At 66.1% G+C, this 11,824-nt stretch carries 12 protein-coding genes; 2 read left to right on the forward strand and 10 right to left on the reverse strand.

What is annotated here, in order from left to right:
* Positions 1-2: 2 nt before the first annotated feature.
* The 9 genes from GXY15_11410 to GXY15_11450 all read right to left on the reverse strand — a co-directional run bounded on the left by GXY15_11410 (position 3) and on the right by GXY15_11450 (position 9,925).
* A complete protein-coding gene (locus GXY15_11410) occupies positions 3-1,379 on the reverse strand; it encodes a hypothetical protein (GenBank protein NLV41819.1) in 1,377 nt (458 codons plus the stop codon).
* Position 1,380: 1 nt separating this feature from the next.
* On the reverse strand, positions 1,381-2,259 hold the full coding sequence (locus tag GXY15_11415; GenBank protein NLV41820.1) for an ABC transporter permease subunit: 879 nt from the start codon (positions 2,257-2,259) through the stop codon (positions 1,381-1,383).
* A gap of 10 nt (positions 2,260-2,269) precedes the next feature.
* Entirely contained in the window at positions 2,270-3,190 is a 921-nt protein-coding gene (locus tag GXY15_11420; protein NLV41821.1) for an ABC transporter ATP-binding protein, read from the reverse strand.
* Positions 3,187-4,062, reverse strand: coding sequence for a hypothetical protein (locus GXY15_11425; protein ID NLV41822.1), 876 nt, complete (start codon positions 4,060-4,062; stop codon positions 3,187-3,189). The genes GXY15_11420 and GXY15_11425 overlap by 4 nt, the downstream gene beginning before the upstream one ends.
* On the reverse strand, positions 4,049-4,984 hold the full coding sequence (locus tag GXY15_11430; protein NLV41823.1) for an ABC transporter ATP-binding protein: 936 nt from the start codon (positions 4,982-4,984) through the stop codon (positions 4,049-4,051). The genes GXY15_11425 and GXY15_11430 overlap by 14 nt, the downstream gene beginning before the upstream one ends.
* 12 nt (positions 4,985-4,996) lie before the next feature.
* Complete coding sequence (locus GXY15_11435) at positions 4,997-7,882, reverse strand: carboxypeptidase regulatory-like domain-containing protein (GenBank protein NLV41824.1); 2,886 nt, start codon at positions 7,880-7,882, stop codon at positions 4,997-4,999.
* A 132-nt stretch (positions 7,883-8,014) separates the two neighbouring features.
* Positions 8,015-8,413, reverse strand: a complete 399-nt coding sequence (locus GXY15_11440; protein ID NLV41825.1) for a hypothetical protein — start codon at positions 8,411-8,413, stop codon at positions 8,015-8,017.
* 1 nt (position 8,414) lies between these two features.
* The gene (locus GXY15_11445; GenBank protein NLV41826.1) at positions 8,415-9,017 is read right to left on the reverse strand and encodes an RNA polymerase sigma factor; all 603 of its coding nucleotides are present in this window, start codon (positions 9,015-9,017) and stop codon (positions 8,415-8,417) included.
* On the reverse strand, positions 9,014-9,925 hold the full coding sequence (locus GXY15_11450) for a DUF4097 family beta strand repeat protein (GenBank protein NLV41827.1): 912 nt from the start codon (positions 9,923-9,925) through the stop codon (positions 9,014-9,016). Before GXY15_11450 ends, GXY15_11445 begins: the two co-directional genes overlap by 4 nt.
* Positions 9,926-10,047: 122 nt before the next feature.
* Here GXY15_11450 and GXY15_11455 point away from each other — a divergent pair, with 122 nt between their 5' ends.
* Both GXY15_11455 and GXY15_11460 read left to right on the forward strand, forming a co-directional pair.
* A complete protein-coding gene (locus GXY15_11455) occupies positions 10,048-10,464 on the forward strand; it encodes a hypothetical protein (GenBank protein NLV41828.1) in 417 nt (138 codons plus the stop codon).
* 64 nt (positions 10,465-10,528) lie between these two features.
* The gene (locus tag GXY15_11460; GenBank protein ID NLV41829.1) at positions 10,529-11,494 is read left to right on the forward strand and encodes a hypothetical protein; all 966 of its coding nucleotides are present in this window, start codon (positions 10,529-10,531) and stop codon (positions 11,492-11,494) included.
* Positions 11,495-11,531: 37 nt separating this feature from the next.
* On the opposite strand, the gene rpsT is transcribed toward GXY15_11460, so the two are convergent.
* A complete protein-coding gene (gene rpsT, locus GXY15_11465) occupies positions 11,532-11,798 on the reverse strand; it encodes a 30S ribosomal protein S20 (GenBank protein ID NLV41830.1) in 267 nt (88 codons plus the stop codon).
* Positions 11,799-11,824: the final 26 nt, after the last annotated feature.

The raw sequence follows: 11,824 nt of genomic DNA on the forward strand, positions 1-11,824 counted from the left end.
CCCTACTGCGCGGGCGCGGCGGCCTCTTCGGGGGGCGGGGCGTCCCCCGGCATGTCCACCAGGCGGGAGGGGTTGGTGGCGCGGAACTGGTACCGGTCCATCGGCTCTATGACATAGGAGCCGTCCGGCATGACCGCGTACTTCCAGGGCGAGTCGTCCACGGGGTTTCGCGGGATTTCCGGCACATACGCAGGCGCGAGGTCCTCCAGGACTGCCGGAGGCGCGCCCTTCTCCGCCCGGTAACGCTCCACGGCCACGGCCAGCCACACGGCGTCCGTCCAAGCCTCGCATTCCACCTGGCTGCGCAGCACGCTGAGAAGCGGCGGCCATCCGCGGTACCGCGCGAACGGCCCCTTCTCGCGGATGAAGGTTGCGAACGGGGGGAAGGGCCCCGCCAGCATGCTCCGGATGGTCTCCAGGTGCTCCCGCAGGAATGCCGACTCCTTCCGCCACTGCCGGTCAAAGAACATGCGGCGGATCCGCACGTCAAAGGGGGTGTCTCCCGGGGCGACATACCGCAGCGTGTCGTCCACGGCCATGCAATAGGACCGCAGCACCGCCAGGCGGTCCTCCTGGGCTTTGGCCCGCTCTCCGTCCAGCAGGGCCTGGATCCGCTCCAGCTCGCCGGGCTTTCCGGCGCGCAGCCGCGCCACAATCGGCAGAAGGCGCAGCGGGCCGGTGCGGACTCCCCAGCTGGAAAACTGCTCCCGGGTGATCTGAATGTCATAGCGGGGCTCGGTTCCAACGATCGAGCAGGAGGCCGCCTCGCGGCGGGAGAGGGCGAGATGGCTCCCGGCGAGGTCAAGAAAGCGGTCCGGCCCCTCGTCCCGGTGGGCGTGAAACAGGACCAGCATGTCCAGGAGGGCGGCCGCCTTGCCATAGGACATGCGAACGTCCGTGTTCTCCTCGCGGACCCCCCCCGAACGCGGGGCAAGATACACCGGACTCTCCAGCACGCCGGGAAGGCGGGCGAGTACCTCCTCCGCGGACACAAGAAACGCAACCAGCGCCGGGTCGTCGTCTGCGCAGAAACTGGTGGCGCGGGCATAGGCCGACACCCGGATTCGCTCCTCCCACGAACCGGGCTGTCCAAAGGGCTGGGGAATCTGGACCTTGCCCTCCCCCTGCGGAAGGCACGGGGGGACATCCCCGAGCGCCCTCGCGGCGGCGTCCAATTCCATGAGCGCGTAGACCCCGTTCTCCGGCAGCAGCCGCTCCGCGGAAATGCGGGTGTATTCCTCCTCCCCGAGGATGGCCTCGGGTGGCCCGGAGGTGGACAGGGCGAGCGCCGCGATAAGCCCCCCCAGTGCGAGGGGAATCAGGCACAGCAACAGCAGGTTCCGGCGCACGGCGCGGTTGATGGGGGGGCGGCGGGCCATGTCAGGACCCCGCGACGCGGTTGGAGACGTATTCCCTGCGCCGCACCGCGATAATGCTGGCAACCAGGAAGGCCGCCGTCACGCAGGCCAGGACCAGCCCGGCCCGCGACGCGCTGACCATGAACACCTGCTTCTGGAAGCTGCCCAGGGCCGTCTGCACCTCCACCACGCCGCGCTGCGTGGCCAGCACGGGGTACAGGGCGTCCACATACTTCTTGATGGTCAGGAAGTCCACGAGGCCGGGGATCACCGTGGCGATTTTCTGCCAGCCGTAGAGCAGCAGGAGTCCGTAGACGATGGGCCGCTTCGTGAACGCGCCCAGGAAAACCGCCAGCGCGCCATAGGCCGCCAGGGCGGCGGCGGTAACGCCAAGGTAATGGGCCAGCAGGACCAGGTTGTTCCGGTCGGTCATCTTCAAATTGGCAAGCGTCGCGCTGGCGAGATAGGTGAGCGTGATGGACACGGACAGGATCGCGACGGACACGCACAGGTACGCGATGAAGCGCCCGACCACCCAGCCGGAGCGCGGGATCGGCCGCGTCAGGATGTAGGGCATGGTCTGCATCTCCACGTCCTCGGCGACCAGCATCCCCGCAAAGAACAGCGCGAGCAGCGGCGCCAGCACGCTGATGTAGAGCTGCTCGACAAGGCGCACGAAGACCACGTTGCCCCCGTCCACAAACTGCGTGCGCGAGAGGAACGCCATCGCCAGCGGGATCAGGACGGGCAGAAACGCCACCAGCGCCACCAGGGCGAGGCGCTTCTGCCGCAGGATGAGCGACGCCGCGTGGCCCGCGCTCCCGCGCACGGCGTTCGCGTAGCCCCGCGCCGCCGGCTTCGCCCCGAGAAAGGCGGCCAATGCTCCGGGTGTGTGCTCCATCGTTCTCCGCCTACTTCTTGGTTAGGTAGTCAAACACGGCCTGAAGGCTGTCGTCCGCGCACTCAATGGTCCGAACCAGCGGATCCTCCCCGAGCGCAAGGCCGTTCAGCAGGTCATAGCAGCGGTTCGGGTCGCTGGTGCGCAGCACCAGCCCGTCGTCCCGCAGCTCCAGCGAGAGGATGTGGCCCTCCCCGGCGACGCGCGCCGCCAGCGAGCGCGCGGCGCCGCTGGACACGTGGATCGTGTGCGGCTGGCTGTCGATGAGCGCGCGGATGTCGCGCACCCGGCCCTGGGCGATCAGCGACCCACCGTAGAGCAGCACCACGTCGTCCGTGATCCGCTCGATCTCGTACAGCACGTGGCTCGACACGACCACCGGCGTGCCGTGCTCCGCCAGCCGCTGGATCAGGGCGTACATCTCGTCGCGGCCCTGGGGGTCCAGGCCGTTCATTGGCTCGTCGAGCAGCAGGAAGTCCGGGCGCGCCGCCAGCGCCTGCGCCAGCTTGATCCGCTGGCGCATCCCCTTGCTGTACTCCTCCACCGGGTCGTGCATGCGCTCCGTCATGTGGACCAGGTCGCAGGCCTCCTCGGCCGCTCGGGCGGCGTCCCGGTTGTTCATGCCCCAGTACCGGTTCATCCAGTACACGAACTCAAACCCGGAGGTATTCGCGTAGAAGTTGTCCGTCTCCGGACAGTACCCGATGCGGCGCAGCACGGCGGCATTGTTTCGCGGCGGCCCGCCCAGCACCCGCACGCTGCCCCGGCTGGGCGCGTGCAGGCCGAGAATCACCTTGATCAGCGTGCTCTTGCCCGCCCCGTTCGGGCCGAGCAGCCCCGTGACGCCCCGGCCGATCTCCAGGTCCAAATTGTTCAGCGCGATGACCTCGCCGAACCACTTGGAAAGGGATTTCACCTCCACCACGGCGCTCATGCGGGGATCTCCGCGCGGCGGACGCGGCGCGCCACGATCAACAGGCAAATGAACGCGGTCGCTGCAAGCAGCGAAAAGGGCCAGTGCCAGGCCATGTCGAAAATGGCGGGGCGGATGCCAAAAAGGTCCTGGCCGAGACGCATGACCGCGAGAGGATAAGACAGGCCCAGATAACTGCGGGCGCGCAGCGACTGCGAAAGAAGCCCGGCCATGCTGGAATTGGCGATGATCAGCATGAACAGCGTGATGGCGGCGTAGTTTTGGCCCGGCAGGAGGCTGGAGCAGGCCAGCACAGCCAGCGCCGTGGGAACCACCAGCACGAGCGAGAAGAGGAGAGAGGCGGAGGCCATGTCCACCGCCTGGCGGACCAGTTCCCAGCTCGGCAGGAGGATGACATGCTCGGCGATGAGAAACAGCGCGGGCAGCGCCGTGACCGAAAGCCCCAGCAGGATGAGCGTGGCCGCCTTGCCCAGCAGGTAATCGTGCCAGCGCAGGGGCTTGGAAAAGTAGATTTCCATGAGGTTGTTCCGGAAATCGTTGCAGATCATCCCCGCCCCCGCGTAGAGCAGGATGATGAACATCACCGGCGTCTGAAAATTGATGAAGTCGAAGAAGGTGCTGGACTTGACGGTGATCCCCTCCAGGCGGCTCAGCACGGCGGCCATGGGGTGGTTGGGGTCCTGCACAATGGTGTCGTAGGCGACGATCTGCACCAGCCGCAGCAGCACCTGGATGCTCGCGAGGAGAACGAGAAACTTGAAGATGCGCAGGCGCGCCAGCACGCGGAACTCCTGCTCGACAACAATCCACCAGCGGAACCGGTGGCGGAAAACGCCCTCGTAGTTGCGGTAGGTGTGCTCATACACCGGCATCGGACGTTTCCTTCCCCAGGGCTTCCATGAACGCGGTTTCAAGGGACCGCCGGGCGGGGCGGAAATGGCGGACCTGCGTGCCCGCCGCCCGCGCCAGCTCGAAAAACGCGTCCTCCCTCATTTCCGCGGGCGCGCGCACAAGCAGCGTGTCCGAAGGCGCCATGCGGTGCTGGGCGCAGCCGGCCTGCTCCAGGAGCGCCGCGTAGGCCGCGTCGTTGTCCCGCACGCGCACCTCGTACTGCCGCTCCAGCATGCCCGTGAGCGCCTCGATGCTCCCCTCGCTCAGAATGCGCCCCTTGGCCAGCATGGCGACCCGGTCGCAGACATGCTGGACGTCGGGGAGCAGGTGGGAGGAGAGGATCACCGTGACGCCCCGCTGCGACGCGATCTCGCGGATCAGCTCCAGCATCTCGACGCGGCCGTCGGGGTCCAGCCCGTTCGTCGGCTCGTCGAGGAACAGCAGCTTCGGGTCGTGGATGAGCGCCTGGGCCAGCTTCACCCGCTGGAGCATCCCGGTGGAGTAGGTCTCCATGTTCCGGTAGCGGCTCTCGCCGAGGCCCACATAATTGAGCACCTCGTGGGTGCGCTCCATTGCGTCCACCATGGACATGCCGAACAGCCGCCCGCAGTAGGTCAGGAAGGAGACAGCGCTGATCTTCGGGCTCGTGGACTCGCGCTCGGGCATGTAGCCGACCCGCTGGCGCACCAGCAGCGCGCTCTTGGGAAGGGGAAGATCGAAGACCTTCACGCTGCCCGACGCGGGGCGCAGGAAACCCAGGATGGTCTTGATCAGCGTGCTCTTCCCCGCGCCGTTGGGCCCGAGGAGGCCCAGCGCCCCCTCGTCAATCCGCAGGGACACGCCGTTGAGCGCGGGCTCCCGCCCGTAGGACACGGCGAGGCCGTCAATTTCTATGAGCGCCATACGCGTCTTTCGTCAGTAGTTCGACACATTGAGCGTCAGCGGGATCACCTCCTCGCTTCCGACGGAAACCACCTCGGTGTGCACGAAGCGCACCTGCAGCGGGTTCCTTCCGCCCAGCTCGAAGTAGTATACATTGAGTTGCCATTCGCCCGGCGGAACGTCCTCCAGCAGGAACGTGCCCAGGGGGTTGATGCCCGTGCTTTGGCCCGTCAGCTGCGACAAATCGGCCGTTCCGCCCAGAGGCCCGGGGATCATCCCCGGCATCTGGAGCACCACGCGCCCGCCAAGCATGTTCGCGGGACCGGGGAAACACTGCCCCTCGATGCGCGCGCCGGAGCGCCCGCCGAAGTCGCACCGCGCGGTGCGCCCCTCCTCGATCGTGACCTGGAGCCCGCGCGCGCCGTAGACGCTCGAAATGTCGCCGCTGCTCAGCTCGGTGACCATCGCCTGGTACACGCCCGTGGAGAGCCCGTCCATGTGGTAATAGCCCTGCTCGTCCGTGGTGGTCGTCTTGGTGTCCCCCCCGCCCACCACCATGACGACCGCGCCGGGCGTGGCGCGGCCCTCGGTGAAGACATAGCCCTCCACCGCGCCGCCGTACCCGAGGCGCAGCCGGATGTTCTCCTGGCGGCCGCCCTGGGAAAGCTCCACGGGCCCCTCGGTGGCGGTGGCGTAGCGGGGATGCCGCGCGAGGACGAAATAGAGGCCCGCAGGGAGGTTTTCAAAGGCGAAGGCCCCGTCCTGGCCCACCTGGCGCGTCCGGTCCTGGGGCACATTGGAAGACAGGATCATGGCCTCCGCCGCCGACGCGGCCTCCACCAGAACCACTTCGGCGCCCTGCACGTTGCCGTTGTCCCCGGCGACCACGGTTCCGGACACACGTCCGCCGGAATCATCCAGTTCCAGCACAACCCCCTCCAGCACCTCGCCCGCCTCCAGGGTGATCTCCTCGCGCGCGGGGGCGTAGCCCTCGGCCTTCGCCTCCAGCCGGTGCGCCCCGGCGTCCAGCCGCAGCTCAAACGTGCCGTCGGGGTTGTCAAAGCTCACGCTGTTCGTTGCCCCCCCGAGCATGCCCATCATGTCCATGCGCCCGCTGCCGTCCGCCGAAAGGGGCTGGGCCGAAACCTGGTACATGGCCGGGGCCCGGCCCGTGTCTTTCGCCTTGACAATTCCGCGCACCAGCGCGGACTGCGTCATCACGACGCGGATTTCCTCGTTCAGGCGAACCCGGCGCACGGTCACGGGGGTGTAGCCGTCCTTGTTGACCTCCATCGTGTAGGCGCCCTGGCTCACCCCGTCAAAGGTGAACTTGCCCCCGCCGGCGGTGGACTCCGTACGGGAGATGGTGGAGACATCGGCCAGCCCCATCCCCTCCAGCCGCACCTCCGCCCCGTCCACCCCCATCCCCGTCGCGTCGCTCACCACGCCAAAGACGGAGAAATTCCCCTCGTCCACCGGAGAGAGCTGCAAACGCACATTGGTCAGGTCGTTGTACCCGTCCGGGTAAATGGGATACCCCTGGATCGGAATCTTGAAACTCTTCGCCTGCGCCATGAGCTGGTACTCGCCCGGCGGCAGTTCCGCAATCGTGAAGCGGCCGTCGGCGTCCGCCGTGGTGTTGCGGAAGGCCTGCGGGGAGTCCATCGGCGTCAGCAGCTTGGAGTACGCCGGGATGCAGGTGATCTGCGCGCCGCCCACCCCGCCGCCGCGCGTGCTCTCCACGACCCCCGTGATGTTCGTGCCGGCGAACATGAAAATGTCCACCCGGACCGTGCGCTTGGCGGAGGTCAGCAGAAACGGGTCCGCCATCTGCGGCGCATGGGAGGAGACGGTGGAGTAGAGGCGCCACGGCTCGTTCAGGGGCACCCCCCGGAGCTCATAGTAGCCCTCCTCGTCGCTGGTGGCGGTCATCGGGGGCGCCTGGCGCGCCATGGCGTTGATCGCCTGGGCGAGGGGGCTGTCGGAGGTGCACAGCACCACGTCGGCCTTCGCGATGGGATCCCCCTTGTGCGTCTGCACATGCCCCCACACAATCCCGGCGGCCTCCACCTCGAAGTTCACGTTGGCCACCACCGCGTTGGGCGCTGTCACGCGCACTTTCTTGAACGGAAGCGCCTTCCCCGCCGTGTAGGGCGTGTTGCGCAGGTCCAGGGTCACGGGGATGTCGCCCGTCTCCACCCCCTGGAGCTCATAGTCGCCGCGGTCGTCCGTCACCGCCGCCACATCCCGCCGCCCCTGGACAATCACGCGGACGCCCACCGCGGCCGTGGAGCCGCCGGCTTCGGTGACCCGGCCGGAGATCGTGGCCCCGGTGTCCATCTTAAAGGTGAGCTCCGTCTCCGGTTGGTCGGGGCTGAGGCGCGGCGTCTCCTGAGTCTCGGCAACGAATCCGGGCATGGTCACCGCCACGGTGTAGACGTCCTCCTCAAACACCTCCAGCATATAGGTTCCGTCGGCCCCGGTCTCCGCCTGGTATCCGGAATTGGAGAAGGCGGACCGGTTGGCCCCCCGGAAGGTGCCCTGGCGCGCCGACACTTGGGCGCCAGCCAGCGGGGACCCGTCGGAGGCCGCAGTCACCACCCCGCGGATGACAAACCCGGCCGCCTCGTCCACCAAACCCGCGTCGTCTTCTCCGGCGGGTGCGGCGTCCGCCGCGGCCGGTGGCGGCTTGGGCCGCGTGGCCCGGGGCACCTCGCCCATGGCGGGGGAGGTGTTCTCCCTCTCATTCTGCGGGCCTTTCGGAAGTTCCTGGTAGGAAATGGCGGACACGGGGGGAGGGGGGGTGCGCTCCGGCGCGAAAAGAAAGGCGCCCACAACAAGCACCACAAGAACGATCATGGCCGCGGCGATGATCTGCACAGTGGACACGGTGGCGTTGCTGCGTCTTCCCCGGCTCATGGCTCTTCCTGTTCTCCTCGGCGGAACGCCGCTATTCTCGCACAAATACCGGCAGGCGCGCCAAAACATGACAACGCCGTCTACCCGGTGAAGGACGACAGGCAGACGGCGCGAAAATGAAACAGCGCGAAATCAGCGGTAGTTCAGGTAACGGCGCAGGGGGCGGACGCCCAACGCGATGGTCGCAGCAAGGAGTAGCAGGCTCAGAACCAGCGTGTACGCCCCCGTGTAGTCGCCGAGGGAAAGGCCCAGGGCGGTCGCGTAGTAGTCGTAGTGGCCCTTGCCGCCGGAAACGCCGGCCCGGGCGATCACATCGAGTTTCGTGAACCAGAGATAGCCCCCCGCCGCGATCAGCGAGGAACTCAGGGCCAGCAGCAGCGTGAGCAGCGACATGCGGAAACGCCGCTTCTCCCGTTCGCGCAGGGCGGCCACCTGAAGCCGCTCGGTCACCCCCGTCACCAGGGTGGGCGGCGCCTGCAACTCCGGACCCGGCCGCAGGGCCGCGTCCATCAACGCGTCCAGTCTGTCCATCCTAGAACCATCCATGCCCGCCGAGCTCCTTTTCCACGATGCGCCTGAGCTGCCGCCGCGCCCGGAACATCCATGTTTTGAGCGTGCCCATGGGGATTTCAAGCGCCTGGGCAATGTCCTCGTAACTCACCCCTTGCAGATAGTACAGCGTGATGATGGTGGCGTAGCGCTCCGGAAGGCGCGGAATGCACGCCCGGATCTGCTCCGCGAAATCCGTGTCCGTGGGCGCGGGGCCCTCGGCATGCACGTCGTGGTGCGGCTCGAACTCCACCTCGCCCCGGCGGCGCCGCCGGTTAAGTTCCGTGAGGCACACGCTTGAGGTGACCCGGTACATCCACGACCGGAAACTGCACTCGCCCCGGAACCCGCGCAGCAGGCGGAAGGCCTTCAGGAAAGCCTCCTGCGCCATGTCCTCCGCCAGGCCCATGTCGCGCATGTAGCGCTGCGCCACATTGAACACCACATGCTGGTGCCTGCGGACCAGCTCGGAAAAGGCCGCGGTGTCCCCGGCCCGCGACAGGCTGACAAGCTGCCAGTCGTCCGGCCCGGCGTCCGCGCCGAGTTCCGAGGCCAGCGGATAGGTCCGTACCGCCTCCATGGTCATGTCGTGCTCCTTTGCAGAACGATGTCTCCGTTCATGGAGTTCATGGAAAGCTTCGTCGCGCCGTCTCCTATGACACCCAACACGGTTCTCCGCTTGAGTATGCCCGCCGAAACCGACAACCCCGCGTCAAGACGCACGGTGCCCCGGTTCGTGGCGGCGCTCACTTCGGCCGAGCAGCCTTCCGACATGACCAGTGTAATCCCTCCGTTCAGCGAGGTCAAGTCGCACGAGGCGACCTCCGGGGCCAGAATCCGGGTGATGATCGCCCCGGTGATCGTGGACGCCTGGAGCGTCCCCCCCCGCATCCCCGCGTGGATGTTGCCGTTCACCGTCTCCAGGGTCGTCTCGCCCGCCGAATCAAGCACCCGGATGCGGCCGTTGGTGGTCTTCACCGACACCGGCCCGGACGCCTGCTGGACCTCGACATCCGAGTTGTTCCCCTCCACGTAGACCCCGTTGCATCCCCCGGCAACCCACACATTCCCGTTCTCCACGGTAAGCGCAAGGTCCGTCCCCCGGGGAACCATGACCACATAGTCCACCCGGACATCCAGCTCGTCCGGGCGCTGCAGGGGCTCGGTGGTCAGGGTCACAGACTCCTCCGTCTGCTCCACCTTGAACAGGCTCTCCAAATACTGGGCCGCCATGGCGTTCTGGTCCGAAGCGGGCGTGTAGGCCCGCGCGTCCGCCGTCACCTCAATGGTGGCGCCCTCGCCCACCGAGACCCGCACCGTTCCGTCGGCGTTCATCAAGTGAAGCGCCTTGGTGGCGGGCAGGGAAAAGGTCTCGAATTTCTGGAAGCCTGGCGGGCACACCTCGCGCGGCAGCCGGGGGGCGAGTATCCCCACGGCAAATATCTGGATCGCCAGGGCGATCAATCCTGCTGTCACTGCGCTCTTGTAGAGCATGGCTTCCGTTTCCTGTCCAGTTAGACCCGCTGGAATCCCCCAAGTTTCACCGAACGCGGCCCAAGGACTTGTTGTCTCACCGGCCCGGGGGTGGGTATACTTGGCCTCAAGAGGCTCCGCTTATGCGCGTTTCCCTGATGACCATTCCGATGATTCTCGCCATTGTGGCGTTGCTTTACGTCGTTTTCCGCTCCCTGCTGCGCACCTGGATTGAGCATCGGGTACGTATGACCATCCTGGAACGGGCTGAACAGAACCCGGAAATGCTAAAACTGGTGGAGGAATCCCAGTCGTCAAGAAATATCCCCGTGCACGGCCGCCGGGCCCACGGCGCCGACCCCGCCATCACAGGCCTCATTCTTGGACTCATGGGGTTCTTTTTCGTGTTGATCAACGGATTGCTAGGGCGGACGCAATGGGCCGTGGGCGCCTATTTCGGCGGTGTCGCCTGCGTGGTCATCGGGTTCATTCTGGCAGCCGTTGGTTTATTGGCCCGGTTCCTTGACGGCACCCCCCTTGGAACGCGAAAGAAAGAATAAACCCCCTTCGGAGGTGTTCCCCAGGAAAAAACGGCGGCGTTCAACGGCAAAGGCAGGCAGGTTAATGCAGCTCAGTGTCAAGATCGCAAGAATCATCGAAGTTCTTGTGGGGGTCTTCTATCTTCTGGGTGCCCTCCCGAAGATGGCGGACATCAACGCCTTTTCCGTGCAAATGTCCGCCTACCATGTCATTGAAGACCGCCAACTGCTCCCCGTTTTCGGCTGCATCACTGTGTTTGCGGAGTTCTCCCTGGGCATGGCCCTAATGTTCGGCCTGCGCCTGCGGGGCCTGACCTATGCCGTCTACCATGGCATGCTCCTTTTCTTCTCCGTCCTCATCGTGTATGCCTGGGCCGCCCACGGACTGGAGGACTGCGGCTGTTTCCCCCTCATCGCCATGTCCCCCCAGGTTTCCCTCATCAAGAACGCCATCCTGCTCCTTCTGGGCGCCTACTCCGGGTGGATGCTGTCCGGACCCGGCAGCGCTCTCCGCCGTCCACCCCTTTGGGGCCCGGGGATGTGGCCGCGTTTCGTGTGTGCCCTGGCAGTCAGTGTGCTGGCCACGGCCTACGCCTGGGCCACCGTGGATCGTCTTGACCTCGCAACCGACGGGGGAGGGGAGGCGAAAGGGCCGTTCAGCGCGTTCCATATTGAGACGCCGGAGGGCGTGTATGACCTTGGTCAGGGCACTTATCTGGTTCCCATCATGAGCATGACCTGCGAGGAGTGCATGGCCAAAGTGCCCGAAATCAATGAACTAATGTTCCTCCCCGGCATGCCGCCGGTCGTCGCCCTCTGTTTCGAGGAGGAACCCGGCGAAATGGAGCGGTTCCGAAACGACACCCAGCCGATGTTCCCCCTGCATTCCCTGATCGGCCGTCCGTTAGTCTACTTCAGCCTGAGAGGGGAGGACTCCTTCCGGCTTTCTCTCGTGTGCGGAGGAAAGGCGGTGGCGGTGTGGGACGGAAAACTGCCGTCCCCCGAGGAACTGCTGTCCTTGTTGGAAAAAGAAGACGCCGCAGGGGGGTAAACCCTGCGGCGGCTAAAAGATTCCGGAGGACTGGAGCCTAGGAGGCGCTCTTCTTGGAGAGCTGCAACTGGAGGCTGGCCTTCTTGCGGGCGGCGCTGTTCTTGTGGATCACGCCCTTCGCCGCGGCGCGGTCTATCTCAGAGATGGCCTTCGTCACCACAACGGCAGTGTCGTCGCCGCCACCAACAATGGCCTGCTCCGCCGCCTTCACGAAGGTCTTCATCTTGGACCGGACCGCCATGTTGCGCTGACGGGCAAGCTCGTTGGTCCGATTGCGCTTTTCCTGGGACTTGATATTCGCCATTATTTTGAACTCCGTCGTTTTTTCAG

This window comes from Candidatus Hydrogenedentota bacterium (genome assembly GCA_012730045.1).
Classification (GTDB): Bacteria; Hydrogenedentota; Hydrogenedentia; order Hydrogenedentales; family CAITNO01; genus JAAYBR01.

What these genes read in the sequence shown, in the direction of transcription:
- GXY15_11410 (NLV41819.1), bottom strand. Translation starts at nt 1,379, where the DNA reads ATGGCCCGCCGCCCCCCCATCAACCGCGCCGTGCGCCGGAACCTGCTG.
- GXY15_11415 (NLV41820.1), bottom strand. Translation starts at nt 2,259, where the DNA reads ATGGAGCACACACCCGGAGCATTGGCCGCCTTTCTCGGGGCGAAGCCG.
- GXY15_11420 (NLV41821.1), bottom strand. Translation starts at nt 3,190, where the DNA reads ATGAGCGCCGTGGTGGAGGTGAAATCCCTTTCCAAGTGGTTCGGCGAG.
- GXY15_11425 (NLV41822.1), bottom strand. Translation starts at nt 4,062, where the DNA reads ATGCCGGTGTATGAGCACACCTACCGCAACTACGAGGGCGTTTTCCGC.
- GXY15_11430 (NLV41823.1), bottom strand. Translation starts at nt 4,984, where the DNA reads ATGGCGCTCATAGAAATTGACGGCCTCGCCGTGTCCTACGGGCGGGAG.
- GXY15_11435 (NLV41824.1), bottom strand. Translation starts at nt 7,882, where the DNA reads ATGAGCCGGGGAAGACGCAGCAACGCCACCGTGTCCACTGTGCAGATC.
- GXY15_11440 (NLV41825.1), bottom strand. Translation starts at nt 8,413, where the DNA reads ATGGACAGACTGGACGCGTTGATGGACGCGGCCCTGCGGCCGGGTCCG.
- GXY15_11445 (NLV41826.1), bottom strand. Translation starts at nt 9,017, where the DNA reads ATGACCATGGAGGCGGTACGGACCTATCCGCTGGCCTCGGAACTCGGC.
- GXY15_11450 (NLV41827.1), bottom strand. Translation starts at nt 9,925, where the DNA reads ATGCTCTACAAGAGCGCAGTGACAGCAGGATTGATCGCCCTGGCGATC.
- GXY15_11455 (NLV41828.1), top strand. Translation starts at nt 10,048, where the DNA reads ATGCGCGTTTCCCTGATGACCATTCCGATGATTCTCGCCATTGTGGCG.
- GXY15_11460 (NLV41829.1), top strand. Translation starts at nt 10,529, where the DNA reads ATGCAGCTCAGTGTCAAGATCGCAAGAATCATCGAAGTTCTTGTGGGG.
- rpsT (NLV41830.1), bottom strand. Translation starts at nt 11,798, where the DNA reads ATGGCGAATATCAAGTCCCAGGAAAAGCGCAATCGGACCAACGAGCTT.